This is a genomic window from Pseudomonadales bacterium, from assembly GCA_024234215.1.
Classification (GTDB): Bacteria; Pseudomonadota; Gammaproteobacteria; order Pseudomonadales; family UBA5862; genus JACKOQ01.
This window is the reverse complement of sequence record JACKOQ010000001.1, coordinates 289192-313856: the sequence shown is the minus strand read 5'-3', so window position 1 is coordinate 313856 and position 24665 is coordinate 289192. Positions and strand designations below refer to the sequence as shown.

At 64.3% G+C, this 24665-nt stretch carries 27 protein-coding genes; 11 read left to right on the top strand and 16 right to left on the bottom strand.

All coding sequences use genetic code 11. The features are described 5' to 3' along the window. Nucleotides 1–177 precede the first annotated feature (177 nt). The 4 genes from prsT (at nt 178) to H7A13_01525 (ending at nt 4764) form a co-directional block, all read left to right on the top strand. Nucleotides 178–2955 (top strand): PEP-CTERM system TPR-repeat protein PrsT, encoded by a 2778-nt coding sequence (prsT, locus tag H7A13_01540; protein ID MCP5332037.1) that lies wholly within the window; start codon nt 178–180, stop codon nt 2953–2955. A gap of 238 nt (nt 2956–3193) precedes the next feature. Continuing rightward, on the top strand, nt 3194–4147 hold the full coding sequence (locus tag H7A13_01535) for a PEP-CTERM sorting domain-containing protein (protein ID MCP5332036.1): 954 nt from the start codon (nt 3194–3196) through the stop codon (nt 4145–4147). A 166-nt stretch (nt 4148–4313) separates the two neighbouring features. Then, nucleotides 4314–4502 (top strand): type II toxin-antitoxin system HicA family toxin, encoded by a 189-nt coding sequence (locus tag H7A13_01530; GenBank protein ID MCP5332035.1) that lies wholly within the window; start codon nt 4314–4316, stop codon nt 4500–4502. Nucleotides 4503–4506: 4 nt separating this feature from the next. Then, nucleotides 4507–4764, top strand: coding sequence for a type II toxin-antitoxin system HicB family antitoxin (locus H7A13_01525; GenBank protein ID MCP5332034.1), 258 nt, complete (start codon nt 4507–4509; stop codon nt 4762–4764). Between the two features lie 167 nt (nt 4765–4931). On the opposite strand, the gene H7A13_01520 is transcribed toward H7A13_01525, so the two are convergent. Continuing rightward, nucleotides 4932–5636, bottom strand: a complete 705-nt coding sequence (locus H7A13_01520; GenBank protein MCP5332033.1) for a transposase — start codon at nt 5634–5636, stop codon at nt 4932–4934. A gap of 117 nt (nt 5637–5753) precedes the next feature. Between H7A13_01520 and H7A13_01515 the strand changes: the two genes are divergently transcribed. From H7A13_01515 to H7A13_01500, 4 genes are all read left to right on the top strand, one after another. Then, on the top strand, nt 5754–6056 hold the full coding sequence (locus tag H7A13_01515; GenBank protein ID MCP5332032.1) for a type II toxin-antitoxin system RelE/ParE family toxin: 303 nt from the start codon (nt 5754–5756) through the stop codon (nt 6054–6056). Further along, nucleotides 6057–6356: a putative addiction module antidote protein gene (locus tag H7A13_01510; GenBank protein ID MCP5332031.1), complete on the top strand. Its 300-nt coding sequence runs from the start codon at nt 6057–6059 to the stop codon at nt 6354–6356. It abuts the gene before it with no gap. A gap of 184 nt (nt 6357–6540) precedes the next feature. Beyond that, nucleotides 6541–6774, top strand: coding sequence for a ParD-like family protein (locus H7A13_01505; protein ID MCP5332030.1), 234 nt, complete (start codon nt 6541–6543; stop codon nt 6772–6774). After that, nucleotides 6771–7052, top strand: coding sequence for a type II toxin-antitoxin system RelE/ParE family toxin (locus tag H7A13_01500; GenBank protein ID MCP5332029.1), 282 nt, complete (start codon nt 6771–6773; stop codon nt 7050–7052). Before H7A13_01505 ends, H7A13_01500 begins: the two co-directional genes overlap by 4 nt. A 217-nt stretch (nt 7053–7269) precedes the next feature. Here the strand turns inward: H7A13_01500 and ppx are convergent, their stop codons facing one another. The 7 genes from ppx to rsmI form a co-directional block, all read right to left on the bottom strand. Continuing rightward, the gene (gene ppx / locus H7A13_01495) at nt 7270–8796 is read right to left on the bottom strand and encodes an exopolyphosphatase (GenBank protein ID MCP5332028.1); all 1527 of its coding nucleotides are present in this window, start codon (nt 8794–8796) and stop codon (nt 7270–7272) included. 22 nt (nt 8797–8818) lie between these two features. Then, nucleotides 8819–9877, bottom strand: coding sequence for a UDP-N-acetylmuramate dehydrogenase (gene murB, locus H7A13_01490; GenBank protein ID MCP5332027.1), 1059 nt, complete (start codon nt 9875–9877; stop codon nt 8819–8821). Between the two features lie 37 nt (nt 9878–9914). Beyond that, entirely contained in the window at nt 9915–11426 is a 1512-nt protein-coding gene (locus H7A13_01485; GenBank protein ID MCP5332026.1) for a M48 family metalloprotease, read from the bottom strand. Beyond that, the gene (gene lpxL / locus H7A13_01480) at nt 11413–12336 is read right to left on the bottom strand and encodes an LpxL/LpxP family Kdo(2)-lipid IV(A) lauroyl/palmitoleoyl acyltransferase (protein MCP5332025.1); all 924 of its coding nucleotides are present in this window, start codon (nt 12334–12336) and stop codon (nt 11413–11415) included. Before lpxL ends, H7A13_01485 begins: the two co-directional genes overlap by 14 nt. A 145-nt stretch (nt 12337–12481) precedes the next feature. Continuing rightward, nucleotides 12482–13576 carry an acyl-CoA/acyl-ACP dehydrogenase gene (locus H7A13_01475; GenBank protein MCP5332024.1) on the bottom strand — a complete coding sequence of 365 codons (1095 nt, stop codon included), beginning with the start codon at nt 13574–13576 and terminating at the stop codon, nt 12482–12484. A gap of 18 nt (nt 13577–13594) precedes the next feature. Further along, on the bottom strand, nt 13595–14791 hold the full coding sequence (locus tag H7A13_01470; GenBank protein ID MCP5332023.1) for an acyl-CoA dehydrogenase family protein: 1197 nt from the start codon (nt 14789–14791) through the stop codon (nt 13595–13597). Between the two features lie 156 nt (nt 14792–14947). After that, the gene (gene rsmI / locus H7A13_01465) at nt 14948–15808 is read right to left on the bottom strand and encodes a 16S rRNA (cytidine(1402)-2'-O)-methyltransferase (protein MCP5332022.1); all 861 of its coding nucleotides are present in this window, start codon (nt 15806–15808) and stop codon (nt 14948–14950) included. A gap of 65 nt (nt 15809–15873) precedes the next feature. Here rsmI and H7A13_01460 point away from each other — a divergent pair, with 65 nt between their 5' ends. Genes H7A13_01460 through H7A13_01450 form a run of 3 tightly spaced genes read left to right on the top strand, consistent with a single transcriptional unit; the run spans nt 15874 to nt 18734 of the window. Further along, on the top strand, nt 15874–17745 hold the full coding sequence (locus H7A13_01460) for a penicillin-binding protein activator (GenBank protein MCP5332021.1): 1872 nt from the start codon (nt 15874–15876) through the stop codon (nt 17743–17745). Then, the gene (locus tag H7A13_01455) at nt 17742–18134 is read left to right on the top strand and encodes a YraN family protein (GenBank protein ID MCP5332020.1); all 393 of its coding nucleotides are present in this window, start codon (nt 17742–17744) and stop codon (nt 18132–18134) included. Before H7A13_01460 ends, H7A13_01455 begins: the two co-directional genes overlap by 4 nt. Nucleotides 18135–18137: 3 nt before the next feature. Beyond that, nucleotides 18138–18734 (top strand): phosphoheptose isomerase, encoded by a 597-nt coding sequence (locus H7A13_01450; GenBank protein ID MCP5332019.1) that lies wholly within the window; start codon nt 18138–18140, stop codon nt 18732–18734. A 33-nt stretch (nt 18735–18767) separates the two neighbouring features. Here the strand turns inward: H7A13_01450 and H7A13_01445 are convergent, their stop codons facing one another. The 8 genes from H7A13_01445 to xthA all read right to left on the bottom strand — a co-directional run bounded on the left by H7A13_01445 (nt 18768) and on the right by xthA (nt 24652). Then, nucleotides 18768–19151 carry a ClpXP protease specificity-enhancing factor gene (locus tag H7A13_01445; protein MCP5332018.1) on the bottom strand — a complete coding sequence of 128 codons (384 nt, stop codon included), beginning with the start codon at nt 19149–19151 and terminating at the stop codon, nt 18768–18770. A 45-nt stretch (nt 19152–19196) separates the two neighbouring features. Next, a complete protein-coding gene (locus H7A13_01440) occupies nt 19197–19826 on the bottom strand; it encodes a glutathione S-transferase N-terminal domain-containing protein (protein ID MCP5332017.1) in 630 nt (209 codons plus the stop codon). Nucleotides 19827–19998: 172 nt separating this feature from the next. Then, nucleotides 19999–20781: a cytochrome c1 gene (locus H7A13_01435; GenBank protein MCP5332016.1), complete on the bottom strand. Its 783-nt coding sequence runs from the start codon at nt 20779–20781 to the stop codon at nt 19999–20001. Beyond that, nucleotides 20781–21992 (bottom strand): cytochrome bc complex cytochrome b subunit, encoded by a 1212-nt coding sequence (locus tag H7A13_01430; GenBank protein ID MCP5332015.1) that lies wholly within the window; start codon nt 21990–21992, stop codon nt 20781–20783. Before H7A13_01430 ends, H7A13_01435 begins: the two co-directional genes overlap by 1 nt. 11 nt (nt 21993–22003) lie before the next feature. Next, complete coding sequence (gene petA, locus H7A13_01425) at nt 22004–22603, bottom strand: ubiquinol-cytochrome c reductase iron-sulfur subunit (GenBank protein MCP5332014.1); 600 nt, start codon at nt 22601–22603, stop codon at nt 22004–22006. A gap of 289 nt (nt 22604–22892) precedes the next feature. Beyond that, nucleotides 22893–23285, bottom strand: a complete 393-nt coding sequence (gene rpsI / locus H7A13_01420; protein ID MCP5332013.1) for a 30S ribosomal protein S9 — start codon at nt 23283–23285, stop codon at nt 22893–22895. A 35-nt stretch (nt 23286–23320) separates the two neighbouring features. Continuing rightward, nucleotides 23321–23749 carry a 50S ribosomal protein L13 gene (gene rplM, locus H7A13_01415; GenBank protein ID MCP5332012.1) on the bottom strand — a complete coding sequence of 143 codons (429 nt, stop codon included), beginning with the start codon at nt 23747–23749 and terminating at the stop codon, nt 23321–23323. 66 nt (nt 23750–23815) lie between these two features. After that, the gene (gene xthA, locus H7A13_01410; protein MCP5332011.1) at nt 23816–24652 is read right to left on the bottom strand and encodes an exodeoxyribonuclease III; all 837 of its coding nucleotides are present in this window, start codon (nt 24650–24652) and stop codon (nt 23816–23818) included. Nucleotides 24653–24665 lie beyond the last annotated feature (13 nt).

Below are 24665 nucleotides of genomic sequence, written 5' to 3'. Positions count from 1 at the left end.
GCCTGGCAAGTGGAAGGTGGGGAGCCGCCCCGGTTGGTTCTGCTCTGTTCGCTCTGTGGCTGGCCTGCACCCGCAGATAAAACGACGGAGCGCATTATAATGAGACTGCGTGTGGAAATCGCCCCCGCGCCGCCACCGATGCCCTGCCGGCGGCCAATTCTTTCAAAGGAGCCTGAAGTGCCGAACAACCGCCGTCACTGCGCCCGTCTGGCGCTCGTTGTCCTGCTGACCGGTGTCGCCGGCTGTGGCCGTGAACCTACCGCTGCGGAATATCTGGCCAAGGCCCAGCACTATCAGCAACAGGGGCAATACAAGGAGGCCAGCATCGAGGCACGCAACGCGGTCAAGCTGGCGCCCGATGACCCGGCCGGCCGGCTGCTGCTCGGCAACCTCTATCTGCAGATGGGCATCTACGACGCCGCCGAGAAAGAGCTGCGCCGCGCCCATGCGCTGGGCACCGCCGCCGAACTGGTCAACGTCGGTTTTGGCGAGGCGCTGCTGGCGCTCGGCCACTGGCAGGAGGCACTGAAGCTGGCCGAACAGCTCGACCCGGCCCGCGCCAGCGAACCGCTGCGGCTGCAACTGCTGCGCGCCGATGCCGAACTGGCCGGCGAACGGCTCGATGCGGCCGAGCAGCGCTACCGCGACATTCTGAAGCAGGATGCCCGCGCCGCCCGCGCCCACCTTGGCCTCGCACGCATCGCCGCCATCAAGGGCGATGTGACGGCCGTCAACCGCGAGATCGACAGCGCCGCCGCCATCGACAGCGACGACGCCGAACTCTGGAGCCTGAAGGGCGAGTGGCAGCGGCTCAATGGCCAGACCGAAGCCGCCGAACAGAGCTACAGCGAAGCGCTGCGCCGCCGCCCCAACCTGATCAACGACCGCTACCACCGCGCGCTGGCGCGCATCGTCCTCAACAACCCCAGCGGCGCCGACGAAGACATCCAGCTGCTGCACAAGCAGCTCGGCGACCATCCACTGGTTGCCTACCTGCAGGGGATGAACCAGTTCCGCCAGCGCCACTTCGACGAGGCGCAGAGCGCGCTCGAAAAAGCGGTGCGCGGCAACAGCCGCCACTTCACCAGCCACTACTACCTCGGCCTCACCCACCTGCTGCGCAACCAGCCGGCCCAGGCCGAACAGTACCTGAAGCAGGCGCTGGAGATCGTGCCACGCTCGGCAGCGGCACGGCTGGCGCTGGCACTGAGCCAGTACCGCTCCCAGCAGCATGACAGCGCCGCCAAAAATCTGACTGAACTGCTGAAGCAGCAGCCCGACGATGTCGCCGCCCTCAACCTGCTGGGCGAGGTGGAGCTGAAGCGCGGCAACAGCGCCGCCGGCCTGCGCCACCTCGAAGCCGCGCTCAAGCAGGGCGCCAATTCACCGGCAGCCCAGGCGCGGCTGGGGCTGGCCAACCTGCAGGCCGGCCGCACCGATGAGGGCATCGAAGATCTGGAAGCGCTGCTCAAGAGCGATCCACGGCTGGCGCAGGCCAGCGCGATGGCCGCGCTGAGCAAAATCCAGAGCGGCCAGCTCGACGAGGCCGCCAAGGTGATCGCGCTGCTCAAGCGCAACGACGACAAGGGCCCGCTGCCCGACCACCTCGAAGGGCTGCTGCTGATCGCCCGCAACCAGCCCGATGCCGCCCGGGCCGCCTTTGGCCGGGCGCTGCAGAAAGAGCCCGGCAACCCGGCCGCCGGCCAGAACCTGGCGCTGCTGGCGATTGCCGCCCGCCGCTACGACGAAGCCGCCGGCCACTACCAGGCCGTGCTCGCCAGACACCCCGACGACCTGCAAACCCTGATGGGGCTGGCCCAGCTCCATGCGCTGCAGGGGCAGAGCGAGCCGATGGTGCAGCGGCTGGAGCAGGCCCACGCCAGCCATCCGCGCCAGGCCGAACCGGTCATCGCGCTGGCACGCTGGCAACAGCAACAGGATGAGGTCGGCAAGGCGCGCACACTGCTCGAGAGCGCCTTTGCCGACAGTGACGAGGGCCAACTGCTGCTGCGGGCACTGGTCGAACTGGAGATTCGCGCCAAGGAGAGCGAGCGGGCGCTGGCCGCACTCGAACGGCTCGACCCCGACTCGCTGGCCAACCTGCGCTTCAGCCTCGACAGCTACCAGCGGCTCAACCGCCCCGACCGCGGCCTGGCGCTGCTGCGCAGCGTCACCGAGCGCCACCCCGCTGCGCCAGCACCGCGGCTGCTGCTGGCGCAGTGGCTGCTGGCCAGCAATGAAATCGAACAGGCGCGTCAGGCGTTCGAACCGCTGCGCCAGCGCCACCCCGAGCAGATCGAGGTGCTGCTGTTCGAGGGTGAACTGGCGCGGCGCCAGGGCAAGCCCGAGCTGGCGGTGGCCGCCTATCAGCGCGCCTACAAAAAACAGCCCGGCGCCTCACTGGCCCGCGCGCTGGCCCAGGCGCAACTGCAACAGGGGCAGCCGCGCGCCGCGCTCGCCACGCTGGAGGGCTGGAACCGCCAGGCACCCAACGACCTCGAGGCGCTCTACCTGCGCGCCAAGCTGCATGGCGGGCTTGATGAGGCGCCGGCGGCGCGCAAACTGCTGGAGCAGATGGTGGCCATCGACCCCAACAGCATCGTCGCCCTCAATGACCTGGCCTGGGAGCTGAAGACGAGCGATCCGCAGCGCGCCGGCCGCTACATCGACCAGGCCCTGACCCGCTCTCCCGACGCCGCCGCGCTGCTCGACACCCAGGCGATGGTCAGGCTGGCGCAGGGCAACCCGGTCGAGGCCAAGGCCGCCCTCGACCGCGCGCTGGCAATCGAACCAGCCAACCGCGACTACCTCTACCACCAGGCATTGCTGCTGCACCATGCCGGCAAAAATGAAGAGGCCGCGACCCAGTTGCGCGCACTGCTGCAACAACAGCAGCCCTTTGCCGAACGCAATGAGGCCGAGGCACTGCTGCGGCGGCTGGAGGCGGGGCGGTAGTGACATGGGCGTTCATCGACCCAGCCGCAAAAGTGTCAACAAATTTTACACTTTTGCCGAAATCGTCCAGCGCAAGCTCACGTTTTATTGATCAACTTGTTGATTTTATATAAGAAATAAAAAATGGCACGCCCCGTGCCTTATATCATTGCAACAGCGGTGAACGTGGCGCCAACCCAGCAACACCCGACAGCCGACTGCGCACCAGCAACGATTGACCCAACATGGAGATCACACCGTGAACACTCAAAAGACCCTGGCCAAGGCCATCGGCGCAGCCGCCATCGCTCTCTCAGGTACTGCATCGGCAGCGCTTTTTATGCCGCCTGTCAACCAGCCACTGTTCATCAAATTCACCAACAAGGAGCAGATCTGTACGGATGGCTCCAACTGCATCACGCCACCGACCATAACCCCTGGGTACAACTTGCCCAGCGGACTCAGCACCGAGCAGAACTGGGGCATCATCGACATCACCCAGGTTTTCTTGGGCGACGTTGCTATTGATCCAATTCTTTGGCCCAAGACTGGCTTCCCCATCTTCAACGAAGGGCAGAACGGTGGTCAGCAGATCACCGGTATCTTCTACGGCATTCAGGCATATCCACCTTCTGCAGCCAACCCGATCCGCAGCACCTCCGGCTATCTGGACCTCTGGTTCGATGAGCCGGGCACCGGCGGCGGCGGCACCCTTGCTGATTTCGCTAATGCAACGCCCGGCATGCGCACCTCCGCCAATGAGTTCGGTAGCTTCACCGATGGCATCTTCCTCGGCCGCATCGCCTATGCCCCCGGCATCGATACTCTTGGCGACCCCAACGTCAACATCATTGGCAGCATCGATCCAAACCAAGTTGGACAGGGCCTCACTGGCTTTGCCGACAGCTACGGGGATGTCGCGGATGTCAACGGCGACACCATAATCGACTCGATGGATGGCGCATGGGCCGCACTGTTGAATGGCGACTACTTCCCCGTACTGGTTGATCACGGCGCTGGACTGGTCCAAGAGAAACGTGACTTCCGCTTCAAGAACAGCTACAACCTGCTGACGCAGTGGAGCGATAGCGGCATCACCGGCGCAATCAGTGATGACCCCGCCCGGGTCTTTACGGTTCCCGAGCCTGGCTCGCTGGCGCTGATGGGCTTGGGTCTGGTCGGCGCTGGCCTGATCAGCCGTCGCAGAAAATAATCGCCACGCGACGACTGCGATCAAGGCGGCTCCAGTTGGAGCCGCCTTTTTTTGTTGCCCGGAAAACGGGGACGGAAAACGGGGACAGACCACGGTTTCCTCAATTTTCCGCCAATTTCCCATTTTCCGGTTGGGCAGTGCGAGAAAGGCCATGGCATACTTGGTCATGAAAGTCAGCGAGATACTGGAGCTTCTGCGCAAGGACGGCTGGCTGCTGGTGGCAACCCGAGGCAGCCATCGTCAATTCAAGCATCCGGTAAAACCCGGGCGCGTTACCGTTGCTGGGAAACCGAGTGACGACATCGCGTCCGGAACGCTGAACAGCATCCTCAAACAGGCATCACTGAAAGGCTGAAACCATGCGTTACGCCATTGTCATCGAGAAGGCCGGCAATAATTTTTCCGGTTATTCGCCAGATTTGCCCGGCTGCGTCGCTACCGGCGCGACCATCGAGGAAACCGAAACCGAGCTGCTTTCCGCCATACAGTTCCATCTCGATGGCCTGCGCGAGGATGGCATTGCACCACCGCCATGCGAAAGCGTCGTCGAGTATGTTCTCATCCCCGTGCAACCCCTCGCTCCTGGGGAGACGCCGCGAGTCTTGCAGGGTGGGTAAAGCGCAGCGTGCCCACGCGAAGCCTTGGCTGGCGTCAGGGAAAACGGGGAAAACGGGGACAGACCACGGTTTTCTGTTCTCGGCTATTGATCAGGCAAGTGAATCTTGGGCAGTAAACCGTGGTCTGTCCCCGTTTTCCCTCCCGTTTTCCTCTGGGCCAGGGCCGCTTATCCGAACTCCTGCTCCAACGCCCTGCGCGGTCGCCCTGACTTGCCGGGAACCACGCGTCTGTCCAGCGCCAGCGAGACCTGGGCCGCAAAGCGTTCGTTGCCCAACGCAAAATTGCCGTTCGTGGCCCTCCGGATTTCATCCACCAACCCCGATTCCAGCTCATGGCGGAACAGTTCGCGGTACGCGGCTTGTCTGTCAGCCGCATCCCGCCCCAACGCCTGATAAAGCCGATGCGGCTTCAGCAGCGCATCGGCTTCGCCCTGGGCATTGGCCCGGTAGCTCGACCAGGGGTATTCCGCCGGATGCTCCACCATGCCTGCCCGCACCGGATTGAGTTCAATGTAGCGCTGACAGGCCAGCAGGTAGGTCTCTTCCTGTGTCGGGCATGAACGGAAGCGCCCTTCCCAGAGTGTGCCGCTGCGCCGATAGATGCGATTCACGTACTGCACGTAACGCTGTCCGAGCGCCTTCATCAGCGCGCCAGCCGCCCCGGCATGACCGGGAGAGAGCAGCAGATGCACGTGATTGGTCATCAGCACATAGGCATGAACCCGGCAGTCCGTTTTTTCGGCGTATTCGGCCAACCAATCCAGATAAAAGCGGTAATCCTCGTCGGCAAAAAAGCAGGCCTGCCGATTGTTGCCGCGCTGGATCAAATGGAGTGGCACATTCGGCAGTGTGATGCGAGCGCGGCGTGGCATGGCAGGGCTCCGTGGGAAAATTGGCCTGAGTCTAGCAGAAAACCGTGGTCTGTCCCTATTTTCTCTGTCCCTATTTTCTCCTTTGACAAAACGTATCCAAATGGCTACATTTTGTCAATGATCGAAATTCGCAAGACCGACCTCTTCACCGAATGGCTGGATGGACTTCAGGATATTCAGGCCCGCGCCCGGATTCAGGCCAGGATCGAACGTCTGGCGGCCGGGAACCCCGGTGATGTCGAATCCGTTGGCGAGGGCGTTTCCGAGTTGCGAATCAACATGGGTCCCGGTTACCGGGTCTATTTCAGGCAGCGCGGGCGCGAGCTGATCATCCTGTTGGCAGGTGGCGACAAGCGCACCCAGGCCAGAGACATCAAGACGGCCTTGCGCCTCGCCAGGAACCTTTTGGAGTCGCAGTAGATGACGAAGATCACGACCACCCGCTATGACGTTGCAGAACACATCAGAACCCCCGAGGAGATGGCTGCCTATCTCGAAGCCTGCCTTGAAGAGGCGGACGGTGATGCGGCTTTCATCGCCAAGGCGCTCGGTGATATCGCCCGCGCCAAGGGCATGGCCCAGGTCGCTCGCGACGCGGGCCTGTCGCGTGAAAGTCTCTACAAGGCGCTCTCTGGCGAACGCAGCCCGAGCTTCGACACCATCCTCAAGGTGATCGGTGCGCTTGGATTGAAACTGCATGCCGAGGCCAGCCAGCGCTGACAGAGCGAAACGGGGACACTGCTCAAGATTCACTTGCCTGATCAATAGCCAAAAACAGGAAACCGTGGTCTGTCCCCAATTTGTGCCTTTGTGCCAATTTGCCCAATTTGCCTGCGCATTGGGGAGCTACCGCATTTGTAGTAATCTCGTCGCAGTGAACACCGTTCTCAGCCGGAGGCGCAAGATGAGCACTTCAACATCCATCCGCATCGATCAGAAGCTGTATGAACAAGCCCGCAGCGAGGCAGTGAGTGAGCACCGCACCATTGCCGGACAGATCGAGTATTGGGCCAAGGTCGGACGGGCGGCGCTGGACAACCCCGACCTGCCCGTGAGCTTCATTGCCGAGTCGCTGGCCGCGCTGGCCGAGTCACGCACGGAGGTCACTGACTTCGCGCCCCGGTCACGCCGCGCATGACCTATGGGCTCAAGCAGACCCGACGCTTTGCCCGCGCCTACAAAAAGCTGCACGACAACGTCGCCGCCGACGTCGATGCAGCCACCGAGGTGATAGCCGCTGACCCCGCCGTGGGCGAGCGCAAAAAAGGCGACCTGGCCGAACTGCGGGTCTACAGGTTTCGCAGCCAGAACCAACTGTATCTGCTGGGCTACTCCATCGATGACAGCGTTCGGCTGGTGTATCTGGAAGCCGTCGGGCCTCACGAAAACTTCTATCGCGAGCTCAAGCGAAGCTGATACGACGCCTGCCGTGACCACAGCCCGCGCCAAGGGCATGGCCAGGTCGCTCGCGACGCGGACCTGTCGCGCGAAAGTCTCTGCAAGGCGCTCTGTGGCGAACGCAGCCCGAGCTTCGACACCATCCTCAAGGTGATCGGTGCGCTTGGATTGAAACTGCATGCCGAGGCCAGCCAGCGCTGACAGAGGCACTGCCTTTCCTCTCCCATCCCCCGCTTCAGCAGATTTGCAGCTCGAAACCGGCCGGGCGCAGCAGTTGCGCTTCGTTGTCGAAGTCGGCCTGGGTCAGCGGGTGGTCGGCCAGCCAGCGCGGCGGAAAGCGCAGCAGAATCGCCGGGCCATCGACCTCGATCCGCAGCCGTGGCACTTCGTGGGCAGCACGGCCATGGTTCAGCAACACGGCCAGACGCAGCAGCAGCACCAGCCGGCGGGCGACATCGCCCTGACCGCGCAGCACGGCAAAGTCGTCGGCGGCCGGAAAGCGGCGGCGGTGGCCACGCACCAGCAGCGCCAGCATCTGCTGGGTCTGCTGGGTGAAACCGGGCAGATCGACGTTGCGCACCAGGTAGGCGCCATGGCGGTGGAACTGCGAATGCGACACCGCCAGGCCAATCTCGTGCAACTGGGCAGCCCAGCCGAGCCAGCGGCGGCAGCGCGGGTCGTGCAGTGCCCAGCGCTCGACGACCTGGTCGTGCAGCGCCAGCACGGTGCGCTCGACACGGCGCGCCTGGGGGCGGTCGATGCGAAAGCGGCGGCTCAGGGCATCGATGGTGCGGGCCCGCACATCTTCATGGCTCGAACGGCCGATCAGGTCATAGAGCACCCCTTCGCGCAGCGCGCCGTCGGAGTAGCGCATCTGCGCGATGCCGAGGGTGTCGAAGATGGCGGTGAGAATCGCCAGACCCGCCGGCAGGATGGAGGCACGCTCACGTTCGAGACCGGCCAGCCTGATCTGGCCGACATGCGAGCATTTCAGCAGCGCCATGCGCAACTTTTCAAGCCCATCACGCCCGATCTGCTCGTCGTCGCTCCAGCCATTCTGCTGCAGGATGCGCGCGATCGCCCGCACGGTGCCCGATGCGCCGACCACGCTGCTCCAGTCGAAGGGTTTGAGCTCGTCGGCAATCTCGACCAGTTCGCTGCAGGCGGCCAGCCGCGCCCGCTTGAAGCGGGCCTCGCTCAGTTCGCCATTGGCAAAGAAGCGCCGCTCGTAGGCGACGCAGCCGACCGCCAGACTCTCCAGCACCTGGGGTTCGAAGCGTTCGCCGACGATCAGCTCGGTGCTGCCGCCGCCGATGTCGACCACCAGCCGCCGGCCGGCATCGTCGGCCAGCGTGTGGGCGACGCCAAGGTAGATCAGCCGCGCCTCCTCGACGCCGGAGATCACCTCGACCGGATGGCCGAGAATCCCCTCGGCCACCGCGATGAAGTCGTTGGCATTGATCGCCACCCGCAGCGTGTTGGTGGCGCGGATCGCCACCCGCTCCGACGGCATGTTGCGCAGCCGCTGGGCAAAGCGGCGCAGGCACTGAAAGCCGCGCTCGCGCGCCGCCTCGTCGAGCAGCCGGTGGTCGTCGAGCCCCTCGGCCAGCCGCACCTTTTCGCGGAACCGCTGCAATGGCCGCAGTTCGCCCTCGACCAGTTCGGCAATCAGCATGTGAAAGCTGTTGCTGCCGAGGTCGATGGCGGCATATTGGGTCGGCGAGTCGATCAATTCGTGCTGGAGCGGGGGCGTTTCGGTCATGGAAATCGTCTCTACCTGTCGGTCATGTCGCCAGCGCGGCGTGCGGCAGTCCGGGCAGCGGCAGCGGCGGGACGCAGACCGGCTCGATGGTCAGCGTCACACCGAAGAGCTGCCGCACCTGGTCGCTGATCTGTCCTGCCAACGCCAGCAGTTGCGCCGCAGTGGCGCCGCCATGGTTGACCAGCACCAGCGCCTGTTGCGGATGCACGCCGACCGGACCTTGACGCACGCCCTTCCAGCCCAGCCGCTCGATCAGCCAGCCCGCTGCCAGCTTGAAGTCACCGCTGGGCAGCGGATGGCTGACCAGGTCGGGATGGCTGCGCCGCAACCGTGCATGATGGGCGGCACTGACGACAGGATTGTGAAAGAAGCTGCCGGCATTGGGCAGTTGCCGGGGATCGGGCAGCTTGCTGGCACGAATCGCCAGCACCGCCCGGCGCAAGTCAGCAACGCTCGGTGCGGTGATGCCGCGCGCCCGCAGTTCGCTCTGCACCGCGCCATGGTCGCTGCGTGGCGACATGGCACGGTCGAGCCGCAGTGTCACCTCGACGATGATCCACTGGCCATTGCGCTTGAACAGGCTGTCGCGGTAGCCGAATTGGCACTGATCGCGCTCGAAGCGGTGCACCGCGCCGCTGGTGGCATCGACCGCGATCAGATGATCGAAGCAGTCGGCCAGTTCAGCCCCGTAGGCACCGATGTTCTGGATCGGCGCGGCGCCGACCGTGCCGGGGATGCCGCTGAGGTTCTCGATGCCATGCCAGTCGGCTGCGACGACGGTCTCGACCAGCCGATCCCAGACCACGCCGGCGCCGGCACGCACCCAAAGTTGGTCGCCCTGCTGATGCAGTTGAATTTCATCGAACGCCATCTTCAGCGTCAGGCCGGGGTGGTCGCCGCGCAGCAGCAGGTTGCTGCCACCCCCCAGCAGCAGCAGCGGCCAGTGCCGTTCACGGGCGATACTCAACAGCCACTGCAGCGCGGCAAGGCTGTCGACGGTGGCGAAGTGGCGGCTGGTCGCCGGCAGCGCCAGGGTGTTGAGCGGCGTCAGGTCGACCTGCTCGACGATGTCGACCTTCATCCAGCCACCCGCTGCCGCATGGCCCGCCCCAACCGCCTCACTTGACCACCTTCAGCATCTGACCGGTCCGTGGCTCGCCAGCCGGGTAGTGCTGATTGAGCAGCCGCAGTTGTGCCTCTTTCAGTCCCGGCAGGATCGACTGCTGCGCCAGCGTGGCATAGCGGGTGCCATCATCGGCGCGGATCAGCCGGATGCGCAGCGCCTGGGCCAGCGCTCGCTCATCGGGCGTCAGCGCGTGGAAGCTGGCGGCACTCTGCTGCAACTTGCCGTCGTACAGCTCGAAGTCGGCCAGCTCGCGGCTGGTGCCGAGCAGAATGAAGGCCTGGGGGCCCTTGTAGATGACGCTGACCCGCGCCGGCCGTTTGCCCTGGCGGGTCGAGACCACCGTGCGGCCGGTCACCCCCTGCAATGGCTCCACTGCCAGCGGCTGCACATCGCTCAGCTGCAGCCGCAGCCGCTCGGCGATGAACTGCTCGGGCGGCATGGCGCGGTTGAGATCCTGCACCGTCATCACCTGGGTCGCCTCGCCAGAGGGGGCCACTGCCACCACCCGATCGGCCAGGTTCTGCACCTCCCAACCGGTCGGAAACTCGACGGCGATGCCCATGCGGGCATGGTAGAAGCGGTTCTGCCGCCGCACCCCCTGCTCCGGACTGTCGCCATAGACCAGCCCGTCGATCTGCTTCAGAAAGGACTCGACGCCGCGATCGGCCGCCGGCCGGTCGACGTAGAGCGGCAGCGCTTCATTGACCACCTCCTTCAGCCGGGTGTCGTTGTCGGGATGCGAGGCGAACAGGCCATGGTAGCCGCCGACCGATTGAGGGTCGCGCCCCTCGGCCTGGGCGAGCTGCCTGCCATACTCCTCCTGTGCCTTCAGCACCCGCAGCACATCGAGCATCGCCTGCGGCGGATAGCCGCTGCGGGCCAGATACTCCGCGCCGAGCCGGTCGGACTCCAGCTCCTGCTCGCGGCCATAGCCACTCAGCGTGGCCTGGGCGAGGATGTTGAACATGTCCTGTGCCGCCGAGGAGCGCAGTTCAGGCAGCAGAATCTGCGCCACGGTGTAGCCGATGCCGGCCGCCTGTGCCGCACTCTGCTGCCTGACCGCATGGCGGGCGGTGACGTGACCGATCTCGTGGCCGAGCACGGCGGCCAGTTCGGCCTCGGAGTCGAGGTAGGCGAGCAGGCCACGGGTGATGTAGATGTAGCCGCCCGGCAGTGCGAAGGCGTTGATGGTCGGCGAGTCGACGACGGTGAAACGGTAGACCAGCCCGGGGCGGTGGCTCATCGCCGCAACCTTGCCGCCCACCTGCTGCACGTACTCCTGCAGCGCCTCATTGTCGTAGTAGCCATACTCCTTGAGGATTCTCGGATGGTACTGCCGGCCAATGGCGACCTCCTCGGCCTCGCTCATCATCACGAAGTCAGACTGTCCGGAGACCGGGTTGGTGGCACAGCCGCTCGATCCGCCCAGCAGGACCCACAGCAGCAGCCACCACGCCCGCCAGGGCCGGGCGGCGGGGCGGGTCAGTGGCTCACAGGTCGGCATAGAGGCTCTCTTCACCCGGCGGCCGGGTCTTGAAGCGGCGGTGCACCCAGAGGTACTGCTGCGGATGGTCACGGATGATCTCTTCATAGAACCGGTTCATCCGCAGGGTGTCGGCAAAGTCGTCACCACTGGGAAAGTCATCGAACGGCGGGTAGACCTTGATCGAGAGGCCGCGGCCATCGGCATCCCGCAGAAAGGTGAGCGGAAAGACCGGAAAACCGGTCTGACGCGCATAGTCCGAGACATTGGGGATGGTGGCGGTGGCGATGCCGAAGAAGGGCACGAACAGGCTGCGGCGTGGACCGAAATCCTGATCGGGCACCACCGCCACCAGCTTGCCGCTGTGGGCGCGGTCGAGCAGCTCCTGCACCTGCTTGTGCGGAATGATGTAGACATGGTGCCGCTCGCGGATCCGCTTGCTCACCGCCTCGAACACGCGGTTGCCCTGAATCTTGTAGAGCGCATGGAAGTCGCCATGCCGGCCGACGATGCGGGCGGTCAGGTCGATCGCCAGGAAGTGAAAGGAGATCAGCAGGGCGCCCTCTCCCCGCTGCTGCCGCTCGATCAACTGCTCCAGCCCCTCGACCCGGCTGATCCGGTCGATCCGCCGGTCGCTGGCCCACCAGGCGAAGCCGGTCTCCATCAGCGTGATGCCCATCTGCTCGAAATTGCGCTTCAGCAGCCGCTCGCGCTGCGCCGGCGACAGCTCGGGAAAGCAGAGCGCCAGATTGCGCCGCCCCACCGCCGCCCGCGATCGGCCCAGCGCGAACAGCAACCAGCCGATCGGTCGGCCCAGTTGACAGAGCCAGCGGTAGGGCAGAAAGGAGGAGAGGTACCACAGCCCGATCACCAGCCAGCTCGGCCAGTGCCGCGGATGGTAGAGGCTGCCGCGCTCTTTTGATTTGGCCATGGTCAGGCATCCGGTCAGGGTAGAAGACAGGCGACCATTCTAGCTCAAGCCCCGATCGCGGATGGAGTCCCAGCAAAAAAGGGCATGGATCACTCCATGCCCTTTTCATGTTCGACACGCCAGCCGCTGGCGCGCCTGCTGCGCCTCAGGCGGCCACCAGCCCCTGCAGTGCCGCGGCATCGGCCCGCACGGCTTCGGGTCCACCCAGAATCTGGCGGTTGTAGCCGATCCGTTTGAACCAGTAGTGCACCCCCATCAGGTCGGTGAAGCCCATGCCACCATGGCCGAGGGTCGCCTTGTTGGCGATCTCGGTGCAGACCTCGGCCAGGTGCGCCTTGGCGTGGCAGGCCATCACGCTGGCCTCGTTGGGAATCTCGCTCTGGCAGTGCGCCGCGTACCAGACCAGCGAGCGCGAGGGTTCGAGCTCGGCCGCCATCTCGGCACACATGTGCTTGTAGCCCTGGAACGAGCCGATCGGCCGGTTGAACTGCTTGCGTTCGAGCGAATAGACCACGGTCTTCTCGATCATGCGCTGCGCCGCACCGAGGTTGTCGGCCGCCAGGGCCACCCGGCCGGCGTCGATCGTCTTGCGGATCGCCGTGGCGGCACCGCCGACGCTGCCGAGCGGAATGGCAGTGGCGCCATCGAACAGCAGCTCGGCCAGACCGCGGGTGCGGTCGATGTTGTTGAGCGCATTGCGGGTGACACCCGCTTCATTCGCCGGCACCAGCACCAGGGTATCGCGCCCCACCGCCAGCAGCAGCAGATCGGCCACCATGGCATCGAGCACGAACAGTGCCTTGCCATGGAGCTTGCCCTCTTTCAGCGTGAGTCCCGCCCCTTCACGGGCACCCACCGCCTCGCTCAGCCCCACGCCGATCTTCACCTCGCCGGCGGCGATCTTCGGCAGCCACACCTGCTTCTGCATTTCGGTGGCGGCATGCAGAAAGGCGACCGGCGCCATCAGCGCCGTGCTGCTGTAGGGGGCCGGGGTGACCGCCCAGCCGAGGTGCTCCTGCACCAGCGCAGCGTCGAAGAAGCTGAGTCCCGCACCGCCATACTCCTCGGGCACGATGATGCCGAGCACGCCGAGGTCGGCGAGCCCCTGCCAGATTGCCTGATCGAACCCGCTGCGCTCGGCTGCGATCTGACGCACCCGGTCGAGTGGGACCTGTTGCTCGACGAAGCGACGGACGGTTTCGCTGAGCAGTTTCTGTTCCGATGACAGACCAAATTCCATCTTGTTGTTCCCCCTGAATCAGGCGCTGACCGCTTTGGGCTCGCGCGGCATGCCGAGTCCACGTTCGCTGATGATGTTCTTTTGAATGTGCGAGGTGCCGCCGCCGATGATCAGGCCGAGGCTGAACATGTAGCGGCTCTGCCACATGCCCATTGCACGCAGGTATTTGCTCTGGTCGTAGAGAATGCCCAGCTCGCCGAGGGCATCGATCGCCAGTGCGCAGATGTCCTGGTTGAGGTGGGTGCCGATCAGCTTGACCACCAGGATCGGCATCAGCTCCAGCTCGTTCTTGAGGGTGTTGGTCAGCAGCCGCATGCTGTGCCACTGCATCGAGGCCACCCGCGCCTGCAACCGCATCAGCCGATCGCGGTAGAGCGGGCTGTCGATCAGCCGCACGCCATCGACGGTCTCGCTGGTCAGCAGCTCGGTCACCTGGTGCAACAGGTTGGCGCTCTGCGACGGGTCACCCAGCATGCCGCGCTCATGCTTCAGCGTGGCATTGGCCACCATCCAGCCATCGCCACGCCTGGCGACGATCTGGTCGGTCTTCAGACGCACGTCGGTGAAGAAGACCTCGTTGAAGGTGGCATCGCCGGTCATGGTGACCAGCGGGCGCACCTCGATGCCCGGTGTCGTCATCGGCAGCAGCAGGTAGCTGATGCCCATGTGCTTGGGCGCGTCGGCCTCGGTGCGCACCAGCACGAACATCATGTCGGAGAAGTGGGCCGAGCTGGTCCAGATCTTCTGGCCGTTGATGACGAACTCATCGCCCTCGACATGGGCGCGGGTTTGCAGGCTGGCCAGGTCGCTGCCGGCATTCGGCTCCGAATAGCCCTGACACCAGAAGATCTCGCCGGTGATGGTCGGCCTGATCCAGCGCTGCTTCTGCTCTTCGGTACCGAGTTCGAGCAGCGTTGGAACCAGCATCGAGATGCCCTGGCCACTCAACCCCTTGGAGACGCCGGCCTGGTCGAACTCCTGGTCGACGATGACGCTCTTGAGCACATCGGGCTCGCCGCCATAGCCGCCATACTGTCTGGGGATGGTGCGGGCCGCATAGCCCTGCTCGATCAGCAGTGCCTGCCACTCGCGCGCCTGGGCAGTGGGTCGCCCCATCTCGCCCTGCAGGCTGGGCGACTTGTGGCCATGCTTGGCCAGAAAGGCGCGCACCTCCTGCCGAAAATCTTCGTACTCTTTGCCGTACCTGAGATCCATGGATGACTCCTCGCGGCTCCCTGCCCAGTCTGGGTGCTGCCGACTCGCGCCGGCGGACGCTGACAGGGAGAAAAAAGTGTTGTTATGGTGGCAACGGCTGAACCACCGTCGCGCAGCCAAGCTAGTGCCAACGCCCGGCAAATGCAAGCGCCGGGGTCACTTTTCGGACCGATCCGCGTCGTCGCCGCGCTGCCAGGCAACGCCGCGGGCATAGAGCCAGTCGCGCTCGAGCCCGGTCATGCGGCTGGCCAGACGCGCCGCCCGCGCCAGTGGCAGTTCAGTCAGCAGTTCGCGCAGCATCCGCTCGGCCTGCTGCTGCGACAGTGTCACCTCGCGCTCGCAACCGGCCACGACGATCACCACCTCGCCGCGGGCCGACTCCTCGCCGCCACGGAAGCGCTCGGCCAGTTGCGCCAGCGTGGCGCGCCGCACCGACTCATGCAGCTTGGTCAGTTCACGTGCCACCACCGCCGACCGTTCGGCACCGAAAGCCGCCACCATCGCCTCGAGGGTGGCGACCAGACGGTGCGGTGCCTCATAAAAGAGCAGCGTCCGACTTTCGTTGACCAGCCGCTGCAACTGCGCACTGCGCGCCTCTTCACGGGACGGCAGAAAACCTTCGAAGGCGAAGCGATCGCTGGGCAGCCCCGCCACCGACAGTGCGGCAATGGCGGCATTGGCACCGGGAATCGGAATCACCCGCCCACCAGCCTCCGCCACCCGTTTCACCAGCCGGTAACCGGGGTCGGAGATGGTCGGCGTGCCGGCGTCGCTGATCAACGCCACCCGCTCGCCGGCGAGAATGCGCGCCAGCAGCCGCTCCCTGACCCGCTCCGAACTGTGTTCGTGGTAGGCGGTCATCGGGGTGGAAATGCCGAAATGGCTTAGAAGGCCCCGGCTATGTCTGGTATCCTCGGCAGCGATCAGATCGACACCACGCAGCACCTCGAGCGCACGCAGGGTGATGTCGCCCATGTTGCCGATCGGTGTCGCCACGATGTAGAGCGCCGGCGCCAACAGACCTTCGAAACTGACTGCGGTTGTCCCACTCACTCAAGCATCACCCTCTGTTGCCGACTCCCATGCCCTGTTCAACTCTCCAGTTTCGATCCGCGCGCCCCGGTGCCTGGCTGCTCGCCCTGCTGTGGCTGTTGACCGCCGCCGGCTGCGTCTCCACCCGGCCGGTCGAGCCGCCGCCCGGCACGCCCGAGCAGCTCACCGTTGAAGCGCTGCTGAAACAGGCTGAAAAGCTCTCTTCTCCGCAGCGCGAAGAATACCTGATCCTGGCCGCCGAACAGCGTCTGCAACAGCAGCAGATCGCCGAAGCCGATCAACTCAGCGGCCCGCTCGACATCGGACTGCTGCCACTCGACGGCCGCCGGCGTCTGGCACTGCTGCGGGCCGAGATCGCCCTCGACAGCAACCAGATCGATGCCGCCTCCAACTGGTTCAACCTGCCCTCGGCCCAGTTCGAGCAACTGAACGATGCATCCACCCTCGCCCGGCTCTCGCTGCTGCGCGCACGCTGGTTCGAAGCCAAGGATCAGCCTTTGCTCGCCGCGCGTGAACGCATCCTGGCCGACCCGCTGCTGGCCGAAACCGCCCGTGGTGACAACCATCGGCAGATCTGGACGCTGCTCGGACGGGTCAATCCCGATCGCCTGCGCGCCACCGCGCGGGCACTGCCGGACAACGACCTGCGCGGCTGGCTGGAGCTGGCCGCGCTCGACCGGCAGTTCACCGAAGCCAACCCGCAACGGCTGGCCGCCCTGGCCGACTGGCGCAGCCGCTGGCCCCGCCATCCGGCCGCCATCGAACCACCCGCCGGGATCGCCGACACACTGCGTCCGCTGGAGGCCGCGCAACAGCAAGGTCACGCTCGCGTGCTGCTGCTGCTGCCGCTGTCCGGACCGCTGGCCGCCGCCGGTGAGGTGGTGCGCGATGGCTTCATGGCCCGCTACTACCAGCAGCTCGCTGCCCAGCAACCCTTGCCGGAACTGGTGCTGATCGACAGCGCCGCCACGCCCCAGGCCAGCTGGTTGCCCCAGGCGCAAGCGCTCAAGGTCGATGCGATCATCGGCCCGCTGCCGAAGGAGATGGTCGAGGCCCTCAACCAGCAGCCGCTCGACATTCCGGTGCTGGCACTGAACTACCTGCCCGAAGGGGTGACACCACAGCCCAATCTCCATCAGTTCGGTCTGGCCAACGAAGTCAGTGCGCAACTGACGGCCCGGCAGGCCAGCAGCGCCGGCCAACGCCGCGCCGCGCTGCTGTTTGCCGACAGCCCCTGGAGCCGGCGGCTGGAGCGCGCCTTTCGCACCGAGTGGCACAAGCTGGGCGGCGAAGTGGTCGCCAGCGCCAGCTTCAACGAGGCCACGGCCGATCATGCGCAGGCGGTCCGGCAGTTGTTGCAGGTCACGGCACCTGCTGCCCCGACTGTCGCCGGCAGCGCGACCGCTCCGGTTGATGGCACCGCCGCCACCGCCAGCCGTCGACAGGACATCGACTGCATCGTCCTGATCGCCGCGCCGGAACAGGGTCGGCTGATCGCGCCGCTGTTCCGGCTCTACTTCGCCGGCGACCTGCCGCTCTACGGCGTCACCACGCTCTACGCGGGCCGCAGCAATCCCCGACAGGACAGCGCGCTCGACGGCATCATCTTCAATGACATTCCCTGGCTGGTCGACCCGGCCTTTACCGAACGGGCCGAAATCGCCGCCCTCTGGCCGGCCGCCTATCCGGACCATGCGCGGCTCTATGCGCTCGGCCGCGATGCCCTCGACCTGCTCCCGGCGCTCGAACAGCTCAAGGCGCCAGGCGCCGAACTGCATGGTGCCACCGGCCTGCTGCGGCTCGATGCCGATCGCCGCATCCAGCGCGAACAGGTTCCGACCCGGTTCGAAAATGGTGTCGTGGTCAGACTGCCCGCAGCCGGGAGCGGACCAGCACGATGAAGCTGTTCGACCGGCAACGCAACCGGCGCATCGGCGCCGAGGCCGAGGCCAGTGCGCTCGACCATCTGTCACGGGCCGGATTGCGGCTGGTGGCCCGCAACTACCGCTGCCGTGGTGGCGAGATCGATCTGATCATGCGTGATCGGCAGACACTGGTGTTCATCGAGGTGCGTTACCGCTCAGGCGGCCGCTTCGCCAGCGCCGCCGAGAGTGTCGATGCCAGCAAACAGCGGCGCATCACCACCGCCGCGCACCACTATCTGCAACGACAGCCGCAATACCGCGACCTGCCCTGCCGCTTCGACGTCGTCGCCTTCGATCCCGCCGCGCAGCAGGGTCCAGCGCTACAACCCCGCTGGATTCAGGATGCCTTTCACTCGACCCACTGAACCATGAACACGCAACAACGCATCTTCGACCTGTTCCAGGAGAGCATCGCCACCAAGCAGGCCGCACTGGAGCTGCTCGGCCCCAGCATCGAACTGGCCGCACAGATGATGGTCTCCTGCCTGCTGCAGGGCGGCAAGATTCTCTCCTGCGGCAACGGCGGCTCCGCCGGCGACGCCCAGCACTTCTCGTCGGAGCTGCTCAACCGTTTCGAGCGCGAACGACCCGGTCTGCCAGCCATCGCCCTGACCACCGACAGCTCGACCCTGACCGCCATCGCCAACGACTACAGCTACCACGAGGTGTTCAGCAAGCAGGTGCGTGCGCTGGGTCAGGCCGGCGACCTGCTGCTGGCGATCACCACCAGCGGCAACTCACCCAATCTGCTGCAGGCCGTCGGCGCGGCCCATGACCGTGGCATGCAGGTGGTGGCGCTGCTCGGCAAGGGCGGCGGTGAACTGCGCAATCTGCTGGGAGAGGTGGATGTCGAGATCTGCGTCCCCTCCGAGGTGACGGCACGCATCCAGGAGGTGCATCTGCTGGTCATCCACTGCCTGTGCGACCTGATCGACAATCAGCTGTTCGGCAGCATCGAGATGTGACGAATCGCGCGCCGCAACAGCGCGCACGCACCCCTACTTCACCACCGAAAGATGGCGCGGTGACGACTTGCCAGCCGTGCGGTCCGGACCGCCGGGCGGCGGCTCCTCATCATTGGGATCGAAGATCAGCCCCTGACCATTCTCCTTGGCATAGATGCCGCGCACGGCATGCAGCGGCAGGGTCAGGTGGGTCGACACGCCACCGAACCGGCAATCGAAATCGATCTCGCTGTTGCCGATGATCAGCGCATTCACCGCCCCTGGCGCCACATTGAGCACGATCCTGCCTTCATTGACATACTGTCTCGGCACCTGCACCCCCGGCGCGTCGGCGTCGATCACCAGATAGGGCGTGCAGCCGTTGTCGAGGATCCATTGGTGGATCGCTCGCAACAGATAGGGGCGCTGTGAACTCATCGACGGCATGGCTGCACCCTGAAAGATTGGCCGAAACGGGCGCGGTCAGCGCATCTCCCGTTCCTGATCGGTCAGGCTGGCCTGAAAGGATTCACGCTCGAACATCCGCTCCATGTACTTGGCCATCGGCTTGATCTGCCGGATCGGCAGTTCGATGCCCATCAACGGCAGGCGCCACAGCAGCGGGACGACGCAACAGTCGACCAGCGAGAACTCCTCACTCATGAAGAAGGGCGCCTCTTCGAAGATCGCCGCCACGCCGACCAGGCTGTCACGCAGCTCCTTGCGCAGCTTGTTGAGGGTCGTCTCCTTCTCCTCGCCACCGAGGATCCGGTCGGCCAGCGGCGACCAGTCGCGCTCGATGCGGTAGATCAGCAGGCGGCTCTGCGCCCGCGCGACCGGATAGACCGGCAGCAGTGGCGGATGGGGAAAACGTTCATCCAGATACTCCATCATGATGTTGGGCTGATAGAGCACCAGCTCCCGGTCGACCAGCGTCGGCAGCGTGTTGTAGGGGTTGATCTCGACCAGATCGGTCGGCTTGGTCTCTTCGGTCAGTTCGATCAGATCGACAGTGACCCCCTTCTCGGCCAGAACGATGCGCACCCGGTGGCTGTAGTGGTCCGTGGCGCCAGACAGAAACGTCATGGATGAACGCTTGGTGATCATTCCAATGCGCAATTCAGCACGTTGCGATTTCAAAGCCAATACCTCGATGGATGACGAAGATCAGGTTGTTATCCGTACCATGCAGAAATGTTCTCGCGGCCAAGGCCGCAACCCCGCGCAGAAACAGAAAAGGGCGGGCGATTGGATTCGCCCGCCCCAGGACGGAAGGAGACGCGTCTCAGTGGACGTCTTTCCAGTACTCGCGGTTCAGCATGTAGGCCACCACGAAGAAGAAGGCGAGGAACAGCAGCACGTAGACGCCAAGCCGATGGCGCTCGAGCTTTTCGGGCTCTGCGACATAGGCCAGGAAGTTGACCAGATCGCTGACCGCCGTGTCGAACTGTTTGGCCGAGAGCTTGCCGCTGCCTTCGACCACCTGCAGTTGATGACAATCCTCAACGGTGATGTTCTGGCCGCTCAGCGGGTCACGCTTGATGCCGCCGTTTTCGGCAAGCTGCGGCACCTGCTTGCAGACCATGCGCTGCTCGCCCTGAAGCTCCCGCAGCACATTGGGCATACCGACATCCTTGAACACCACGTTGTTGACACCCCATGGCCGGGCCGGATCGGTGTAGAAGGCACGCAGATAGCTGTAGACCCAGTCGCTGCCACGCAGGCGCGTGACCAGCGTCAGATCGGGTGGCGTTGCACCGAACCAGCGCTTGGCATTGGCCGGCGGCATTGCATTCGTCATCAGATCGCCGATCTTGGCCTGCCCGAACACCAGATGCTTCATGAACAGTTCAGGCGGCACGCCCAGCCCCAGCGACAGCTTTTCATAACGCTCGTACTTGAGCGAATGACAGCCCATGCAGTAGTTCATGTAGAGGGCCGCACCGCGCTGCAGGGCATGCCTGTCGGCGGGGTCGATCTTGACATGGTCCAGCGCGACCTCTTCGCCCGAGGCCCACGCCAGCAGTGGCAACCAGCCGAGGATGAGTATTTTCAGAATTTTTTTCATCAGCCTGTCACTCTCTGCGGAACCGGCTTGGTCTTCTCGAGCCGGGTGTAAAAGGGCATCAGGAAAAAGTAGGCGAAATAGAGCACGGTGCAGACCTGCGCGAGCAGGGTCCGCTGTGGCGTCGGCGCCATCGCGCCCAGCACGCCCAAGATCAGGAAGCTGATTCCGAACACCCACAGGAAGAGTTTGCTCAACAACCCCTTGTAGCGAATCGATTTGACCGGACTGCGATCGAGCCAGGGCAGCACGAACAGGATCGCAATCGCACCGGCCATCACCACCAGCCCGCCGAACTTGTCGGGCACCGCCCGCAGCATCGCGTAGAAGGGGGTGTAGTACCAGACCGGCGCGATGTGTGCCGGGGTCTTCAGCGGATCAGCCGGCTCGAAATTGGCAAACTCGAGAAAGTAGCCACCCATCTCCGGAAAGAAGAAGATCACCGAACAGAACACCGCCAGAAAGACCACGACCCCGACGATGTCATGCACCGTGTAGTAGGGGTGGAAGGCGATGCCATCGAGCGGAATGCCGTCCTTGTCCTTCAGCTTCTTGATCTCGACGCCATCGGGGTTGTTGGAACCGACTTCGTGCAGCGCCAGCAGGTGCAGCACCACCAGCGCCAGCAGCACGATCGGCAGTGCCACCACATGCAGCGCAAAGAAGCGGTTCAGCGTGATGCCGGAGATCAGGTAGTCGCCGCGCACCCACTGCGCCAGCGGCTCGCCGATGTAGGGGATGGCGGTGAACAGGGAGACGATCACCTGCGCACCCCAGAACGACATGTTGCCCCATGGCAGCAGGTAACCGAAGAAGCCCTCGGCCATCAGCGCCAGATAGATCATCATGCCGAAGATCCAGATCAGTTCGCGCGGCTTCTTGTAGGAGCCGTAGAGCAGGCCACGGAACATGTGCAGGTAGATCACCACGAAGAAGGCCGAAGCACCGGTCGAATGCATGTAGCGCAGCAACCAGCCCCACTCGACATCGCGCATGATGTATTCGACCGAGGCAAAGGCGCCTTCGGCACTGGGGTTGTAGCTCATCGTCAACCAGATGCCGGTCAACAGCTGGTTGACCAGCACCAGCATCGCCAGCACGCCGAAGAAGTACCAGAAGTTGAAGTTCTTCGGCGCATAGTACTTGCTCATGTGCCTTTCATAGGCTTCGACGATCGGCAGACGCTCGTCCACCCAGCCGATCAGCCCGCTGATCCAGTTGCTCATCAGGCAGCCCCCTCTTCCGAACCGATAAGAATCACTTTATCACCGACGAAACTGTAGGGCGGCACTTCCAGATTGGTGGGTGCCGGCACCCCCTTGTAGACCCGGCCCGACAGGTCGAAGCGCGAGCCGTGACAGGGGCAGAAGAAGCCACCTTTCCAGTCAGCGCCGAGATCGGCCGGCGCCAGTTCCGGACGAAACTTGGGCGAGCAGCCCAGGTGGGTGCAGACGCCGAGCACCACCAGGTACTCAGGCTCGATCGAACGATAGGGCGACTTGATCGACTCTGGCTGCTGGGAGGTGACCGCGCCTGCCGGGTCGGCCAGCACGGCATCCATCTTCGTCAGCTGGTCCAGCGCCTCCTTGGTGCGACGCACGACGAACACCGGTTTACCGCGCCACTCGACCACCACCATCTGGCCGGGCTCGAGCTTGCTGAGATCGGCCTTGACCGGCGCTCCCGCCGCCTTGGCTTTCGCGCTCGGGTTCCAGGAGCCGACAAAGGGCACCGCGGCACCAACCACCCCCACGGCACCCACCACCGAGGTGGCGCCGATCAGGAATCGCCGCCTGCCGGCATTGACCTCGCCTTCACTGCTCATGAGTTTTTCACTCCTCGATCAATATGTTCTTCTTGACGGATACTGGATGCGATTGGACGCCCAGTGAAGGGTCGGCAGCCGCTGAAAAGCCACCGAAAAATGCGCCGATCCACCGCAGATGACACGCGCAAAACCGGCGAAATTCTAATGATTTCCGCTTTGCGTGACAAGCCGGACCACTGCCTGCCGTTGTTCATGGAACCAAAAAAAACGCCCAGAACACAGGAACTGGGCGTTTTGCAATGTTCGAAAACGGAACCCCTGCGCTGCGCTGCCCAGACAGGCCCTGTCAACGCTTCGAGTATTGTGGCCGCTTGCGCGCCTTGCGCAGACCGATCTTCTTGCGTTCGACCTCGCGCGCATCGCGGGTCAGATGGCCCTCTTTGCGCAGGGTGCCACGCAGATCTTCGTTGTACTGGACCAGCGCACGGGCAATGCCATGACGAATCGCACCGGCCTGACCAAAGCTGCCGCCACCGCTGACGCTGATTTTGGCATCGAACCGGCCGGCCAGATTGGCCGCTTCGAGCGGTTGCATCACCACCATGCGCGCCACTTCCCGACCAAAATACTGGTCAAGCGGCCGATCGTTGACCGTGATGGTGCCGCTGCCCGCCCGAAGGTAAACCCGCGCGGCAGCCGTCTTTCTGCGCCCGGTGCCGTAATAGTGTGTCTGCGCCATAGCCTGAATCGATCCTGATCTCGTTCTGAAAGATGTTACAAATCAACCGGAAGCGGTTGTTGCGCCGCATGCGGATGCTCGGAGCCCGCATAGATTTTCAACTTTTTGAACATCGCCTGACCCAGCGAGTTCTTGGGCAGCATGCCCTTGACCGCTGCACCGAGGACGCGCTCAGGATGGCTGCCGATCATCTCTTCGAAAGAGCTGCTCTTGAGCCCGCCCGGATAACCCGTGTGACGGTAGTAGGTCTTGTCGGTGCGCTTGCTGCCGGTGACCCGAATCTTCTCGGCATTGATCACGACGATGTAGTCGCCGGCGTCGACATGCGGGGTGAAGATCGGCTTGTGCTTGCCCCACAGACGCTGGGCGATTTCACTGGCGAGCCGACCCAAGGTCTTGCCGTCGGCATCGACCAGCAGCCACTCCCGCCGGACTTCGGCCGGTTTTGCGCTTAGAGTCTTCATAAAAAACTGTTGCCTGATACCCTGATCCAAAATGAGGCGGCATCTTACCGATGCGGCAACACGATTTCAACCTTCTTGCACCCCGACACCGCAATCGAAGCTGGCCCAGACCGGGCAGTGGTCGGAGGGCCGCTCCATGCCGCGGATGTCGTAGTCGATGCCGACCTGCTGCAGCCGATCGATCATGCCGGGCGTGGCCAGCAGCAGATCGATCCGCAGACCGCGTCGCGGCTGCTGTTCGAAGCCCCGACTGCGGTAGTCGAACCAGCTGTAGAGGTCATCGCGGTCGGGATGAAGCACGCGGTAGCTGTCCTGCAGCCCCCAGGCCAGCAGCTCGGCGAACCAGGCGCGCTCCTCCGGCAGAAAACTGCATTTGCCGCTGCGCAGCCATCTTTTGCGGTTCTCTTCACCAATGCCGATGTCGATGTCGGCCGGCGAGACGTTGAGGTCACCGGTGACGATCAATCGCCGCGCCGGATCATAGTCGGCATCGAGCAGTTGTCGCAGGTCACGGTAGAACTTCTGTTTGGCCGGAAACTTGACCGGATGGTCGCGGCTCTCACCCTGCGGGAAGTAGCCATTGATGACCGACAGTTCGCCGCCATCGGCCAGGGGATAGTCAGCCCGGATCAGCCGGCACTGTGCCTCGGCGCCGTCACCAGAAAAGCCGCATTCGACCTGGCGCGGCGCAACCCGGCTCAGCAGTGCGACGCCATAGTGGCCTTTCTGGCCATGGTAGACGACATGGTAGCCCAGCGCGTCGATGGCCGCCTGCGGGAACTCGGCGTCGCTCACCTTGGTCTCTTGCAGTGCGATGATGTCCGGCCGATGCCGCTCGATCACTGCTGCGAGCTGATGCAGCCGGGCACGCAATCCGTTGATGTTGAAACTGATGACTCTCATGACCCGCTCCACG